Source organism: Yoonia sp. KMU-150 (assembly GCF_056858355.1).
The window spans coordinates 861,170-873,927 of the sequence record NZ_JBXEQF010000001.1 but is presented as its reverse complement, the minus strand read 5'-3'; the positions used below and the strand labels follow the sequence as shown (position 1 = coordinate 873,927).

The 12,758-nt window shown below is 61.7% G+C and carries 17 protein-coding genes; all 17 read right to left on the bottom strand.

Features of this window, described 5'->3' with window-relative positions:
- Positions 1 to 11: 11 nt before the first annotated feature.
- Entirely contained in the window at positions 12 to 722 is a 711-nt protein-coding gene (locus AC04PH_RS04170; protein ID WP_483064480.1) for an ATP12 family chaperone protein, read from the bottom strand.
- Positions 719 to 1,399, bottom strand: a complete 681-nt coding sequence (locus tag AC04PH_RS04165; protein ID WP_483064479.1) for an HAD-IA family hydrolase — start codon at positions 1,397 to 1,399, stop codon at positions 719 to 721. The genes AC04PH_RS04170 and AC04PH_RS04165 overlap by 4 nt, the downstream gene beginning before the upstream one ends.
- A gap of 3 nt (positions 1,400 to 1,402) precedes the next feature.
- A complete protein-coding gene (locus AC04PH_RS04160) occupies positions 1,403 to 2,455 on the bottom strand; it encodes an RluA family pseudouridine synthase (RefSeq protein WP_483064478.1) in 1,053 nt (350 codons plus the stop codon).
- On the bottom strand, positions 2,452 to 2,796 hold the full coding sequence (crcB, locus tag AC04PH_RS04155) for a fluoride efflux transporter CrcB (protein ID WP_483066146.1): 345 nt from the start codon (positions 2,794 to 2,796) through the stop codon (positions 2,452 to 2,454). The genes AC04PH_RS04160 and crcB overlap by 4 nt, the downstream gene beginning before the upstream one ends.
- A 2-nt stretch (positions 2,797 to 2,798) precedes the next feature.
- On the bottom strand, positions 2,799 to 4,109 hold the full coding sequence (locus tag AC04PH_RS04150) for a replication-associated recombination protein A (RefSeq protein WP_483064477.1): 1,311 nt from the start codon (positions 4,107 to 4,109) through the stop codon (positions 2,799 to 2,801).
- 152 nt (positions 4,110 to 4,261) lie between these two features.
- Positions 4,262 to 4,678: a 50S ribosomal protein L17 gene (gene rplQ / locus AC04PH_RS04145; RefSeq protein ID WP_483064476.1), complete on the bottom strand. Its 417-nt coding sequence runs from the start codon at positions 4,676 to 4,678 to the stop codon at positions 4,262 to 4,264.
- Positions 4,679 to 4,798: 120 nt separating this feature from the next.
- The gene (locus AC04PH_RS04140; protein ID WP_483064475.1) at positions 4,799 to 5,815 is read right to left on the bottom strand and encodes a DNA-directed RNA polymerase subunit alpha; all 1,017 of its coding nucleotides are present in this window, start codon (positions 5,813 to 5,815) and stop codon (positions 4,799 to 4,801) included.
- Between the two features lie 111 nt (positions 5,816 to 5,926).
- Positions 5,927 to 6,316 carry a 30S ribosomal protein S11 gene (gene rpsK / locus AC04PH_RS04135; protein WP_483064474.1) on the bottom strand — a complete coding sequence of 130 codons (390 nt, stop codon included), beginning with the start codon at positions 6,314 to 6,316 and terminating at the stop codon, positions 5,927 to 5,929.
- Positions 6,317 to 6,331: 15 nt separating this feature from the next.
- On the bottom strand, positions 6,332 to 6,700 hold the full coding sequence (gene rpsM, locus AC04PH_RS04130) for a 30S ribosomal protein S13 (RefSeq protein WP_483064473.1): 369 nt from the start codon (positions 6,698 to 6,700) through the stop codon (positions 6,332 to 6,334).
- A 169-nt stretch (positions 6,701 to 6,869) separates the two neighbouring features.
- The gene (locus AC04PH_RS04125) at positions 6,870 to 7,133 is read right to left on the bottom strand and encodes a hypothetical protein (protein WP_483064472.1); all 264 of its coding nucleotides are present in this window, start codon (positions 7,131 to 7,133) and stop codon (positions 6,870 to 6,872) included.
- Between the two features lie 109 nt (positions 7,134 to 7,242).
- On the bottom strand, positions 7,243 to 7,887 hold the full coding sequence (locus AC04PH_RS04120) for an adenylate kinase (RefSeq protein WP_483064471.1): 645 nt from the start codon (positions 7,885 to 7,887) through the stop codon (positions 7,243 to 7,245).
- The gene (gene secY / locus AC04PH_RS04115; protein ID WP_483066145.1) at positions 7,884 to 9,224 is read right to left on the bottom strand and encodes a preprotein translocase subunit SecY; all 1,341 of its coding nucleotides are present in this window, start codon (positions 9,222 to 9,224) and stop codon (positions 7,884 to 7,886) included. Before secY ends, AC04PH_RS04120 begins: the two co-directional genes overlap by 4 nt.
- 124 nt (positions 9,225 to 9,348) lie before the next feature.
- On the bottom strand, positions 9,349 to 9,831 hold the full coding sequence (gene rplO / locus AC04PH_RS04110) for a 50S ribosomal protein L15 (protein ID WP_483064470.1): 483 nt from the start codon (positions 9,829 to 9,831) through the stop codon (positions 9,349 to 9,351).
- A gap of 243 nt (positions 9,832 to 10,074) precedes the next feature.
- On the bottom strand, positions 10,075 to 11,283 hold the full coding sequence (locus AC04PH_RS04105; RefSeq protein WP_483064469.1) for a threonine ammonia-lyase: 1,209 nt from the start codon (positions 11,281 to 11,283) through the stop codon (positions 10,075 to 10,077).
- 179 nt (positions 11,284 to 11,462) lie between these two features.
- A complete protein-coding gene (gene rpmD, locus AC04PH_RS04100) occupies positions 11,463 to 11,651 on the bottom strand; it encodes a 50S ribosomal protein L30 (RefSeq protein ID WP_483064468.1) in 189 nt (62 codons plus the stop codon).
- Positions 11,652 to 11,662: 11 nt separating this feature from the next.
- Positions 11,663 to 12,265, bottom strand: a complete 603-nt coding sequence (gene rpsE / locus AC04PH_RS04095) for a 30S ribosomal protein S5 (RefSeq protein ID WP_483064467.1) — start codon at positions 12,263 to 12,265, stop codon at positions 11,663 to 11,665.
- A 122-nt stretch (positions 12,266 to 12,387) separates the two neighbouring features.
- A complete protein-coding gene (gene rplR / locus AC04PH_RS04090) occupies positions 12,388 to 12,753 on the bottom strand; it encodes a 50S ribosomal protein L18 (protein ID WP_483064466.1) in 366 nt (121 codons plus the stop codon).
- Between the last annotated feature and the right edge of the window lie 5 nt (positions 12,754 to 12,758).

The following is a 12,758-nucleotide window of genomic DNA, read 5'->3' as shown; positions in this document are numbered from 1 at the left end:
CCCGAATCGGCTCAGCCTGTGGACAACGCAAAGAACCGCGCGGCATCCAGAAAGGCCTGCCGCTTGATCGCTTCCTGCGCCGCGGCCTCGTCGTCCGCGCCCCATTGCTCGGCCTGCCAATGCTCGTCGATCCGCGAAATCTGCCAAGCCTCGGCTGCATCGACCTGCCCGCGCATCACCGCCAGTGCGATCACCAGCGACCCCGACAGCGCGATCAGATCATGCGCCGCGGCAAGCTGGAACGGCGTCAGACGGTCCAGTTCCGCGCGCAATTTCGCCAATGCCTCGCGGGTCTGCGGCACATGCATGACGCCCTCCCCGACGAACAGACGCGCACCATAGGTGTTCGCCGCCCAATCCAGAAGCGGGTCCCAGCCCGCCGCTTGCCGCGCCACCAACGCTTCGGGGCCAGCCGCACGATAGCACAGCAGGTCACTGTCGCCATAGGCGGCCAGCAGCGCCACGACTTCGGAAAACTGGGGCGCGACCTTGTCGATGGCGGCATTGGCACCCCGGGTCACCGGCATGATATTCGGGTCGATCTTACCGCTTTGCGCGTCCCATTCGGCGGCGATGGCCTCTGCCATGGCGCGGGTCGGTGCGATCAGCGCTGCCTTGGCCGGTGTTTTGACCTCACGTCCGTCAAGCGCGATACCGAAACCGCCATCCTGCGCGACAGGCTGCGCCTCTTTCCAGAACCGCTTCGCTTTCCACTCGCTCATGTCTGCCGTCCCGTCAGCGTGTCGATGGCCTGCGCCAATTCGCTTGCGTCATGCACGATCATATCGGCCTTCAGATCAACCACCGGATGATACCCCCAGGCCACGCCGATGGTCTGCATTCCGGCGGCCCGGCCCATGTCGATATCATATGTCGTATCCCCGACCATCACCGCACGGTCAGGTCCGACCCCGCATTCATCCATCGCCGCCTGCACCATGGCCGGATGCGGTTTGGACGGGTGGAAATCCGCGTTTTGCGTGCTGGCAAACACGCCCTCTAGACCGTGCATGGCGATCATTCGGTCAACGCCGCGGCGGGATTTGCCGGTAGCCACAGCGAGTAGCGTATCGTCCTGCGCTGCCAGTTCGGACAGCAACTCCCTGATGCCGGGGAAAAGCGGGCTCTCGCCCTTCGCACCCGGTGCCTCGTGCAACTGACGAAACGCATCCTGGTAGCCGTTGGTCAACCGCACGACATCGGCCTGCGGGCTCAGCACCGTGAACGCTTCCATCAGCGACAGCCCGACAATGGACAGCACATTCTGCCGCGTCGGCACCGGCAACCCCTCGGCGGTATAGGCGACCTCCATCGCGGCCATGATCTCGGCCTGGCTGTCGACGAGCGTGCCATCGACATCGAATACAATTAATCTCAAACTTTCCGTAAGGTCACCCATGGGTTACCCCTCCGGCATGTTGAACGGATCGAATGGCGCATGGCTCACATGCCAACCCACGAAATCCCAGGTGTTCTGCATATGCTCGGGCAAGGGTGCGACAAACTGCATCTCCGCACCGGTCATCGGATGCAGGATCGTCAACGACCGCGCGTGCAGGTGCATCTTGCGGGAAATGTCGCCGCCCATGCCCGCGCCCCAGCCGTCGCCCAGGTTTTCCTGCGCCGATCCGCCATACTTCCCGTCGCCGATAATCGGATGCCCGATCTCCGCCATATGCGCGCGCAACTGGTGCGTGCGCCCCGTGATCGGCACCAGCGCGCACCATGATGCGCGGCTGGCCAGGGTATCCATCACCGCGTAGTCCGACACCGCCCGTTTTGCCCCTTCTGTGCTGTCCACATCGCGCGGATGCACGCAGCGCATCTTCTCGTTATCACCGCCGCGCCCGCCGCCGGATTTCACCAGCCCGTATTTGATCGTTCCCGCGCGCGGATGCGGCACACCCGCAATCGCGGCCCAGTAAATCTTGCGCGTCTCGCGGTGCTTGAGGTTCTCTGTCAGACCCTTTGCCGCCATGCGTGTCCGCGCCAGCAACAAGACGCCCGACGTGTCCCGGTCCAGCCGGTGCACCAGTCGCGGCTTTTCGTCGTAGTCGAACATCAGCGCCTCGGCCATACCGTCGATGTGGCGCGTGGTGTTGGTGCCGCCCTGCGTGGCGATGCCCGGCGGCTTGTTGATCGCGATGATATGCTCGTCACGGTACAGCACACAGGATTGGATCAGCTTTGCATCCGCCTTGGTCACACCGTGTTTCAGCAGGTTGCGCTGGCTCTCGACCTCTTCCTCGGTCGGCAGCGGCGGGATGCGCACGCTTTGCCCGATATCGAGCCGGGTGTTCGATTTCACCCGCCCGCCGTCAACGCGCACCTCGCCCTTGCGGCACATCTTTTCGATGCGCCCCTGCGTCAGATGCGGGAACAGGCGGCGCAGATAACGATCCAGCCGCTGATCGCCGTCATCGGGGCCAACAACCCGTGTTTGCACGCCACTCATGTGAAGCCTCTCGCGATCCAAAGACCGGCAGCACAGGCCGCCAGTGAAAACAGAACCGACGCCATAACATATCCGCCCGCCGCCGCCACCCTGCCCGCGTCAATCAGCCGTAACGTATCAAGGCTGAACGCGGAAAAGGTGGTAAACCCACCCAGCACCCCGGTCATCACAAACGGCAGCCACCCCTGCAGCCCCTTGGTCGTCAGGCCGTGCCAGACAACACCGATGACGAACGACCCTGCGACATTGACGGCAAGCGTTCCCAGCGGAAACGCCACAGCCAGTCCGACCAGGTACCGCAGCACCGATCCCAACGCGCCGCCCAGGGCCACCTGCAACATGATCACGACTTGTTCCTCTTCGCGCGCAGCCCGGCGAAATAATCTACGCGCTTTTTCAACTCCCGCTCGAATCCGCGATCCACTGGCAGGTAATAGACCCCGCGTTTCATGTCGTCGGGAAAATAGTTCTGCCCGCTGAACCCGTCCTCTGAATCGTGGTCATAGGCATAGCCCGCGCCGAACCCCTGTTCCTTCATCAGCGTCGTCGGCGCGTTCAGGATATGGGCGGGCGGCGGCTCCGATCCGGTTTGCTTGGCTGCCTTCATCGCCGCCTTGTAGGCCACGTAACCCGCGTTCGACTTCGGCGCGAGCGCCAGATAGGTCACCGCTTGGGCCAAGGCCAGTTCCCCCTCTGGTGACCCTAGCCGCTCGTAGGTTTCCCACGCATCCAGACACACACGATGCGCCTGCGGGTCCGCCAGCCCGATATCCTCGACCGCCATGCGTGTGATGCGCCGCGCCAGATAGCGCGGGTCCTCGCCCCCCGTCAGCATTCGCGCGTACCAGTAGAGTGCCGCATCGGGGTCCGACCCACGCACGGATTTATGCAGAGCGGAAATGAGGTTGTAATGCTCGTCACCGGTCTTGTCGTATTTCGCCGCGCGCTTCATTAGCCGCTTGGTCAGGTCATCGACACCCAGCTTGCCCTCAGTCTTCCACGCGGCGATCTGCTCGATCAGGTTCAGAACCGCGCGCCCGTCGCCGTCCGCCATGTTGATCAGCGCGTCACGCGCAGCGGGGTCGAGCGGCAATGGTTTGCCCAGCTCTTTCTCGGCTCGCTGAATCAAGAGTTCCAGATCGGCCGTGTCCAGCCGTTTCAGGATCAGCACCTGCGAGCGGGACAGCACGGCGGCGTTCAATTCGAACGACGGGTTTTCCGTGGTGGCACCGACCAGCAGGATCGTCCCGTCCTCCATGTAGGGCAGAAATCCGTCCTGCTGCGCCTTGTTGAAACGGTGGATTTCATCGACGAACAGCAGCGTACCTTTGCCGTTCGCCCGCCGCATCTTGGCCGCCTCGAACACCTTGCGCAGGTCCGGCACGCCGGTAAAGATCGCGCTGATCTGCACGAAATGCAGGTCCGTTTCATCTGCCAGCAGACGCGCGATGGTGGTCTTGCCGACACCCGGCGGCCCCCAGAAGATCAGTGACGACAGCGACCCGGACGCCAGCATCGCGCCGAGCGGCGCATCGGGGCCAAGCACTTGCTCTTGCCCGATCACCTCGGCCAGCTTTTGCGGGCGCAGCCGGTCGGCGAGCGGTCGCGGACCGGTATCCTGCGCCTTTGCGCCAGTGTCGAAAAGGTCTGCCATGATCATCAGTCTCAATGTTTAGCGCACAGGTCGCAATGCAGACTTTTCCAAAAGTCTGCGCAAATCTTTTCGAAAAGATTTCCCGCTATCAAGCAACAAGGCCCCGCGTCTTCCGACACGGGGCCTTGTGAAATCCTGCACGGAAACGGCGCTTATTCAGCGTCGTCCATCTCGACCAAGCGGGCCTTGTCGGCGGCACCCTTGGCATCCACGTCACGATCGACGAATTCGATGATCGCCATCGGTGCCATGTCACCGTAACGGAAACCGGCCTTCAGCACGCGGACGTAACCGCCCTGACGCTCGGCGTAGCGTGGGCCAAGGACGTCGAACAGCTTGGCTGTGTGCATTTCCTGCTTCAGGCGGGCGTTGGCCTGACGGCGGGCGTGCAGATCGCCGCGCTTGGCAAGCGTGATCAGCTTTTCGATGGTGCGCTTGAGTTCTTTTGCCTTGGGCAGAGTCGTTTTGATCTGCTCGTGTTCGATCAACGAACCGGCCATGTTTGCAAACATCGCCTTGCGGTGTTCGTGGGTCCGGTTCAGCTTGCGGTAGCCGCTTGCGTGACGCATTTGAAAGTCTCCATTTTGTGTTAGGGTGGGCTGTCCGATGCGTGTCGGAAGCGCCTTTATTGGGGCTGAATTGCCCAGGGGGTATGACACGCGGCGGGGATGATCCCGCCGCGCGGTATTCTAGAACGCGTCTTCGAACTTCTTGGCCAGATCCTCGATGTTGTCCGGCGGCCAGTCCTCGACGTCCATGCCAAGGTGCAGACCCATGCCAGACAACACTTCCTTGATCTCGTTCAAGGACTTGCGGCCGAAGTTCGGCGTGCGCAGCATCTCGGCTTCGGTTTTCTGGATCAGATCACCGATATAGACGATGTTGTCGTTCTTCAGGCAGTTTGCCGACCGCACGGACAGTTCCAGCTCGTCCACTTTCTTGAGCAGCAGCGGGTTGAACTCCAGCCCGTCGTCGTCGGACCCGGCAGAGGCGGACTCTGGCTCGTCGAAATTGACGAAGATCGACAGCTGGTCCTGCAGGATGCGCGCGGCATAGGCCACGGCATCGTCAGGGGTCAGCGACCCGTCGGTTTCGACCTTCATGGTCAGCTTGTCGTAGTCCAGCACCTGACCTTCGCGGGTCGGCTGCACGTCATAGGACACTTTCTTGACCGGCGAATAGATCGCGTCGATCGAAATCATGCCGATCGGCGCGTCTTCCGGCTTGTTCTTGTCAGCGGCGACATAGCCCTTACCGGTGTTGACGGTCAGTTCCATATAGAGGTCCGCACCATCGTCGAGGTGGCAGATCACGTGATCCTTGTTCAAGATCTCGATACCGTTGGTCTCCGAAATGTCACCGGCGGTGACGACGCCGGGGCCTTTGGCCTGAACGCTCAGGCGCTTGGGGCCTTCGACTTCCATGCGGATCGCGACACCCTTGAGGTTCAGCACGATATCGGTGACGTCTTCACGCACACCGGACACGGATGAAAACTCGTGCAGCACATTGTCGATCTGCACGGCTGTGATCGCGGCGCCTTGCAGCGACGACATCAGGATGCGGCGCAGCGCGTTGCCGAGCGTCAGGCCGAAGCCACGCTCCAGCGGTTCGGCGACCACCGTGGCCTGGCGTGCGGGGTCGTTCCCCGGTTTCACGTCCAGTTGTGTCGGCTTGATCAGTTCAGCCCAGTTCTTGTGGATCATGTGTCCCTCCATTCCTGTCTGCCTTTCATGTCCAAAAGGCAAACGCCCGAGGTTTCAAAATGACGGATTGGGGCCGTGGAAAACCACGACCCCAAGGCGTTCGGTAATGTCTTAGACGCGGCGGCGCTTGGGTGGGCGGCAGCCGTTGTGCGCCATCGGCGTCACGTCACGGATCGACGTGATGTTGAACCCGACGGCGGCCAGCGCGCGCAGCGCACTTTCACGACCCGAGCCGGGGCCCTGCACTTCGACTTCCAGCGTCTTGACGCCGTGATCCTGTGCCTTCTTGCCCGCATCCTCTGCGGCCATCTGGGCGGCGTAGGGTGTGGATTTCCGCGATCCCTTGAACCCGCAGGTGCCGGCGGACGACCACGAAATGGCGTTGCCCTGCACGTCGGAGATCAGTATCTTGGTGTTGTTGAAGGAAGAATTCACATGCGCAACGCCGGCGGCGATGTTCTTGGAGACCTTCTTTTTCGTGCGGCGAGTATCGCGTGCCATAAGATCAGCCCTCCCTTATTTCTTCTTGCCGGCAATGGCCTTTGCGGGGCCCTTGCGCGTGCGTGCGTTGGTGGATGTCCGCTGACCGCGCACAGGCAGGTTGCGGCGGTGGCGCAGGCCACGGTAGCAGCCAAGGTCCATCAGGCGCTTGATGTTCATCTGCGTCTCGCGGCGCAGGTCGCCCTCGACGGTCAGGTTCGCGTCGATGTATTCACGGATCGAAAGGATTTCCGCGTCCGAAAGCTGGTTCACACGACGGGAGGCGTCGATGTTCACGGCTTCGCAGATGGTTTCGGCGGTCGAGTTGCCGATACCGGTGATGTAGGTGAGGGCGATTGGAACCCGCTTTGCAGTCGGGATGTTGACGCCGGCAATACGTGCCACGTGTGCTATTCCTTTTCGTTGCGGGTCCGTGATGCCAGACCCTTTTTTCACAACATAAGCCCGCAGCTTTGGAGCGCGGGCCACAGTCATATCGAGGTGGTCAAATGAGGTGCGACCTCATGCGATTCCCTTCCGGGATGGTGGCTTTTAGGAGTGTTGGACGGGAGCGTCAAGCCCTTGCTTCTACACCTTTCACCCAAGAAAGCGGATAAACATTCACCCTGTCACCCGGATCCGATCCGATCGCTAAATCGTCAGCTTCAAACATTGCAGAAATTTGGCTCATCTGCTGTCTTAACCCGTCCAATTCATCTTGTCTGCTAGGTACAAAAAACGGTGCGGCTAAGCAAAAAAGGACTAGAATAAAAGGAGCGCCGATAAGGTAATTTAGCGCTAGCAAAATAAAAACTCCAACGACACTCGCGATAGCCATACGGTTTCTTACAGATCGACTTATCTCACGATAATCGGCAGATGCTTCGCAAAACAAAACAAATGCTTCTTGTAGGTCCGGAGGGATTTCACAAGTGGTAGATATCTGTTCAGTCAAGAGCAGCCCTAATGCTCTCGGCCACTTCATCCACGCTGGCTAAGCCGTCCACCGACGCCAGATCACCCTTGGCATAGTAGTAGCCGACCAGTGGCGACGTCTGCTTGTAATACGCCAGCAACCGGGTCTTGAGGCTTTCCTCGTTGTCATCGGCGCGACGCTGGAAATTGGAGGCGCCGCAGTTGCTGCACTTGCCGTCGGCAGGGATCGGTTTGGTATTGTCGTTATAGACCTCGCCACACCCGCCGCAGGTGGAGCGGGCCGTGATCCGCGCGACGAGCGCGTCGTCGTCGACCTGCATTTCGATGACACGGTCGAGGTTCTCGCCCATGTCTGCCAGTAGTTCACCCAGCGCGTCGGCCTGCGCCAGCGTCCGCGGAAACCCGTCAAAGATATAGCCGTCGGCACCGTCGTCCTTTTCCAGTTGTTCGCGGATCAGGCCGATGACGATCTCGTCGGTCACGAGCTTGCCCGCGTCCATGACGGCGGCAACCTTCTTGCCCATGTCGGTGCCCGAGGTACGGGCCGCGCGCAGCATGTCGCCGGTGCTCAATTGCACCATGTTGCGTTCGTCCACCAGCCTGCGCGCCTGTGTCCCCTTACCCGCACCCGGCGGTCCCAGCAGAATAATGTTCATCGACGCGACGGTCCCTTGCGCTTGGCCCCGCCACGCTTGCCACGCAGTTGAGACTTTTCGATCAGCCCCTCGTACTGATGGGCCAGAAGATGCGACTGGATTTGCTGAATCGTGTCCATCCCCACGGACACGATAATCAAAACCGACGTCCCGCCAAAGTAAAAAGGAATGGCCAGCTGCGCGCGCAGGATTTCGGGCAGCAGCGCGACGAGCGCAAGATAACCGGAGCCAAGGACCAGAATGCGGGTCACGACGTAATCGAGGTACTCCGCCGTCTTCTTGCCGGGCCGGATGCCGGGAACAAAGCCGTTCTGGTTCTTGAGGTTGTCGGCCACATCCTCTGTCTTGAACGCGACTTCCTTGGTGTAGAAGTAGGTGAAGAACACGATCATGCCGCCGAAGAACAGCAGATAGAGCGGCTGACCGGGGCCGAAGTAGGCCAGGATCGTGGACATCACCGGCCCGGTGGATCCGCCGCTGAACGTGCTGATCGTGGTGGGCAACAACAGCAGGGCCGAGGCAAAGATCGCGGGGATCACACCCGCGGGGTTCACCTTGATCGGCAGGTGGCTGGAAGAACTGTCATAGACCTTCATGCCACGCTGCTGGCGCGGATACTGGATGTGGATCTTGCGCAGGCTGCGTTCCATGAAGACCACGAAGGTCAGGATCGCGATCACCATGAGGATCACGCCGACAATAACCGCCGGGCTGATCGCGCCCGATCGACCCTGGCTCAGGAACTGTGCCATGGCGGCCGGAATTTCGGCGATGATGCCGACGAAGATGATCAGCGAGATACCGTTGCCGATGCCGCGCGCGGTGATCTGCTCACCCAGCCACATCAGGAACATGGTGCCGCCGACGATCGTGATGACGCAGGAGGCGGTAAAGAACAGCCCCGGATCGGAGGCGAGGCCACCGGCCTCGAGCGATTTCGCAAGGCCGTAGGCCTGTGCCGTCGCCAGCAAAACCGTGCCGTAGCGGGTGTACTGGTTCAGCTTGCGCCGCCCCTGTTCACCCTCTTTCTTGAGGTTTTTCAGCGGTTCCCACATGGACCCCAAAAGCTGCACGATGATCGAGGCAGAGATGTAGGGCATGATGCCGAGGGCAAAGATACCCATCCGCGACAGCGCACCACCGGTGAACATCGACAGGATACCGCCGATACCCGCTGCCGCCTCGTCCATGAAGGCGCGCAGTTCGGCACCGTCGATGCCCGGAACGGGGATATAGGTGCCAAGGCGATAGACGCACAGAAGGCCAAGGGTAAACAGGATGCGCTGGCGCAGTTCGGTCGCCTTGCCAAGCGCGCCCCAGCTCATGTTGGCTGCCATTTGTTCAGCTGCGGATGCCATGCATGTCTCTTTTCATCAAGAAACGCCGCACAACGGTTCCCCGTCGGCGGCGTTTGGGAAATCAAAACCTTATGTAGGCGACGGTTACGCCGCTCACAAGGCGTTACTCGGCCGCCGCTTCTTTTGGTGCGGTCACGGTCAGCTTGCCGCCAGCCTTTTCAACGGCTTCGACGGCACCGGCGGATGCGCCGGTCACGGAGATGTTGACCTTCGAGGTCAGCTCGCCCTTGGCCAGCACGCGCACGCCGTCCTTGGCGCGGCGCAGTGCGCCGGAGGCGACCAGCGCTTCCTCGGTGATGTCGTTCTTCGCGTCGATCTTGCCCGCGTCGATGAATTTCTGGATCAGGCCCAGGTTGATGACGGCGAACGTCTTGCGGTTCGGCTTGTTGAAGCCGCGCTTTGGCAGACGTTGATAGAGCGGCATCTGGCCGCCCTCGTAGCCCTTGATGGCCACGCCGGAGCGGGATTTCTGACCCTTGATACCACGGCCACCAGTTTTGCCCATGCCGGAACCGGGGCCACGACCGACGCGCTTGCGTGGCTTGGTTGCGCCGGGATTGTCGGACAGTTCGTTCAACTTGTACATTGTCGCTTCTCCTTTTGCCGGAAGTGACCCCCAGCGACGGGAGCGGTCAGACACGGCGTTTCAAATGCGTCGGATTCTCTGTGCCGACTGGCGGCGTATAGCGGTGGGTCAGTTCGGGATCAAGAGGGCTTTGCCCCGCGATCTCAACCGAAATTCTGCGGTATGAAATGCGTGCACCGGGCGTGCACAGCGCGTGCACTGATGTGACGCGATCCAAGATGGGCAAAGCGCACGGATTTTCGGTCAGAGTCCGCTGTCGGTGCACAGCCGGAACCCTTCCGCGCGCAGGGTATCAACAATGTCACGGACATGCCCACCGTCACGCGCCTCGATCACCACGTCGAGTTCGGCCTGCTTCAGCGAGACCGACTGCATCATGCGCTGGTGGATCACCTCGACGACGTTGGCGCCCGCCTCGCCGATGATGCGCGAAATGTTGGCCAACTGACCCGGCGTGTCGTCGATCTCGAACGTCAGGCGTGTGATCCGGCCGTCGCGCACGAGGCCGCGCAGGATCAGCGTCGACAACAGCCGCGAGTCGATATTGCCGCCGCAGATCACGAGGCCAACCTTCTTGCCCGCGTAATCCGCGAGCCGGTTCTTGATGACGGCAAGCCCGGCACCGGGTGCGCCCTCGGCGACCAGCTTTTCGGCGGAGAGCAGATCGAAAACGCTCTGCTCGATCTCGATTTCGCTGGCGCTGTCGACGCGGGTGACGTGGCTGCGGATGATGGCAAGGTTCGCGGAGGCCGGCGATTTCACGGCGATCCCCTCGGCCAGCGTCGATCCGGCGAAGTGTGGTTCCGCGCGGTCGAAATCCGCCTTTGCGGCGTCGAAGACCGCGGCCTGTGCGCCAACAATCTCGATCTCCGGCTTCATCGCCTTGGCGGCCACGGCCATGCCCGCGATCAGACCGCCGCCGCCGATGGGCACGACGATCACGTCGAGGTCGGGGGCCTGTTCCAGCATTTCGATGGCGACGGTCCCCTGCCCTGCGGCGACGATCGGATCGTCGAAGGGGTGCACGAAGGTCAGACCCTCGCGCGCGGCCAGGTCGAGGGTGAACTGCACGCCTTCGTCGAAACCGTCGCCATGCAGAACGACCTTTGCGCCGAAATCCTGGGTGCGCTTGACCTTGTTGAAGGGGGTGCCCTGCGGCATGACGATGGTGGAGGCGACGCCCAGCCTGGTCGCGTGATAGGCAAGCCCCTGCGCGTGGTTGCCGGCGCTGCAGGCGATGACGCCGGCCTGTTTCTGCGCATCGGTGAGGGTGAGCAGTTTGGCCAGCGCGCCGCGGGCCTTGAAAGCGTTGGTATGCTGGAGATTTTCGAGTTTGAGATGCAGGTCGATCCCCAACTGCCGGGACAGGCGTGACGCGGGCACCAGCGGCGTGCGGATCGTGGCGGACCGGATCGCGGCGTAGGTGTCGGTGATGAGATCGGGGGTGAGCATGCGGGCGGTCCTTGGGCGGGATGGCCGGACCGTGCTGGATGCGGGTGGGGGCGTCAAGGGAGGGGGGCGGGCGGAGGGTTCAGCAGCCGGTCGAAGAATGAAAAACGCCCCGCAGTTTCCTGCGGGGCGACTGTATCGTTCGGCGGGTCGAAGCCCCGCCCTACCGACAGAAAAGAGTGTCAGCCCTTTTCCTCGATGATCTCGACCATGTGGCTGACCGAGTTCACCATGCCGCGGATGGAGGGGGTATCTTCCAGTTCGCGGGTGCGGTTCATCTTGTTCAGGCCCAGGCCGATCAGCGTGGCACGCTGTTTGGCGGGGCGGCGGATGGGGGAGCCCACCTGCTTGACGACGATTGTCTTGGCCATTGAAACTCTCCTTAACCGTCGACTGTCGCTTGCGCGTCGGTCGTGTTGTGGGCCACATCGCTCTGCTCGTCGATGACATCGCGCTTGGGCAGGATGTCGGCGACCTTCTTGCCACGGCGCTGTGCGACGTGACGCGGCGACTGTTCGGACTGCAGGCCGTTCAGCGTGGCGCGGATCATGTTGTAGGGGTTGGCGGAACCGGTCGATTTCGACACGACGTCCTGCACGCCCAGCATTTCGAAGACGGCACGCATCGGACCACCGGCGATGATGCCGGTTCCCACGGGAGCGGTGCGCATCACGACCTTGCCGGCACCATGATGGCCGGTGGTGTCGTGGTGCAGGGTGCGGCCGTCGCGCAGGGGCACGCGGATCATGTTGCGCTTGGCGGATTCTGTCGCCTTGCGGATCGCCTCCGGCACCTCTTTGGCCTTGCCCTTGCCGAAGCCGACGCGGCCCTTTTGATCGCCCACAACCACCAGGGCTGCGAAACCAAAGCGCTTACCGCCCTTGACGGTCTTGGACACACGGTTGATCGCGACCAGACGGTCGGCGAATTCGGGTGTCTGTTCTTCACGGTTGCGGCCACGGCCGCGGTTCTCACGTTCTGCCATAAATGCAGTCCTTTTGATGTGGGCACCCATGGCAGGGTGAACCCCGATTTATCCGATCCCAGTGCGCTGGATGCGCCCGAATCATCGAAGGCGCGGAGCGAACCCCGCGCCCTGCGCTTGCCCTAGATCTTCAGACCACCTTCACGGGCAGCGTCGGCCAGAGCCTTGACCTTGCCGTGAAAGAGGAAACCACCACGGTCGAAATACGCAACCTCGACGCCCGCCTTCTTGGCGCGTTCCGCGATTGCGGCACCTACCTTTGCTGCGGCCTCGACATTGTTCTTGCCGACCACGCCCAGATCCTTTTCGAGCGAAGACGCGGACGCCAAGGTGACGCCGTTCACATCGTCGATCAGCTGAACGCTGATGTTCTTGTTGGAGCGGTGCACGGACAGACGGGGGCGACCCACGTTTGCCGTGACCTTCTTGAGCTTGTTCCGAACGCGCATGCGGCGTTTCAGAAACAGACTTCTTTTGCTGTTTGCCATTGTCG

Bases quoted from the DNA above. Each gene is read 5' to 3' on its own strand.
- AC04PH_RS04170 (WP_483064480.1), bottom strand. From the start codon at position 722: ATGAGCGAGTGGAAAGCGAAGCGGTTCTGGAAAGAGGCGCAGCCTGTC.
- AC04PH_RS04165 (WP_483064479.1), bottom strand. From the start codon at position 1,399: ATGGGTGACCTTACGGAAAGTTTGAGATTAATTGTATTCGATGTCGAT.
- AC04PH_RS04160 (WP_483064478.1), bottom strand. From the start codon at position 2,455: ATGAGTGGCGTGCAAACACGGGTTGTTGGCCCCGATGACGGCGATCAG.
- crcB (WP_483066146.1), bottom strand. From the start codon at position 2,796: ATGTTGCAGGTGGCCCTGGGCGGCGCGTTGGGATCGGTGCTGCGGTAC.
- AC04PH_RS04150 (WP_483064477.1), bottom strand. From the start codon at position 4,109: ATGGCAGACCTTTTCGACACTGGCGCAAAGGCGCAGGATACCGGTCCG.
- rplQ (WP_483064476.1), bottom strand. From the start codon at position 4,678: ATGCGTCACGCAAGCGGCTACCGCAAGCTGAACCGGACCCACGAACAC.
- AC04PH_RS04140 (WP_483064475.1), bottom strand. From the start codon at position 5,815: ATGATCCACAAGAACTGGGCTGAACTGATCAAGCCGACACAACTGGAC.
- rpsK (WP_483064474.1), bottom strand. From the start codon at position 6,316: ATGGCACGCGATACTCGCCGCACGAAAAAGAAGGTCTCCAAGAACATC.
- AC04PH_RS04125 (WP_483064472.1), bottom strand. From the start codon at position 7,133: ATGGCTATCGCGAGTGTCGTTGGAGTTTTTATTTTGCTAGCGCTAAAT.
- AC04PH_RS04120 (WP_483064471.1), bottom strand. From the start codon at position 7,887: ATGAACATTATTCTGCTGGGACCGCCGGGTGCGGGTAAGGGGACACAG.
- secY (WP_483066145.1), bottom strand. From the start codon at position 9,224: ATGGCAGCCAACATGAGCTGGGGCGCGCTTGGCAAGGCGACCGAACTG.
- rplO (WP_483064470.1), bottom strand. From the start codon at position 9,831: ATGTACAAGTTGAACGAACTGTCCGACAATCCCGGCGCAACCAAGCCA.
- AC04PH_RS04105 (WP_483064469.1), bottom strand. From the start codon at position 11,283: ATGCTCACCCCCGATCTCATCACCGACACCTACGCCGCGATCCGGTCC.
- rpmD (WP_483064468.1), bottom strand. From the start codon at position 11,651: ATGGCCAAGACAATCGTCGTCAAGCAGGTGGGCTCCCCCATCCGCCGC.
- rpsE (WP_483064467.1), bottom strand. From the start codon at position 12,265: ATGGCAGAACGTGAGAACCGCGGCCGTGGCCGCAACCGTGAAGAACAG.
- rplR (WP_483064466.1), bottom strand. From the start codon at position 12,753: ATGGCAAACAGCAAAAGAAGTCTGTTTCTGAAACGCCGCATGCGCGTT.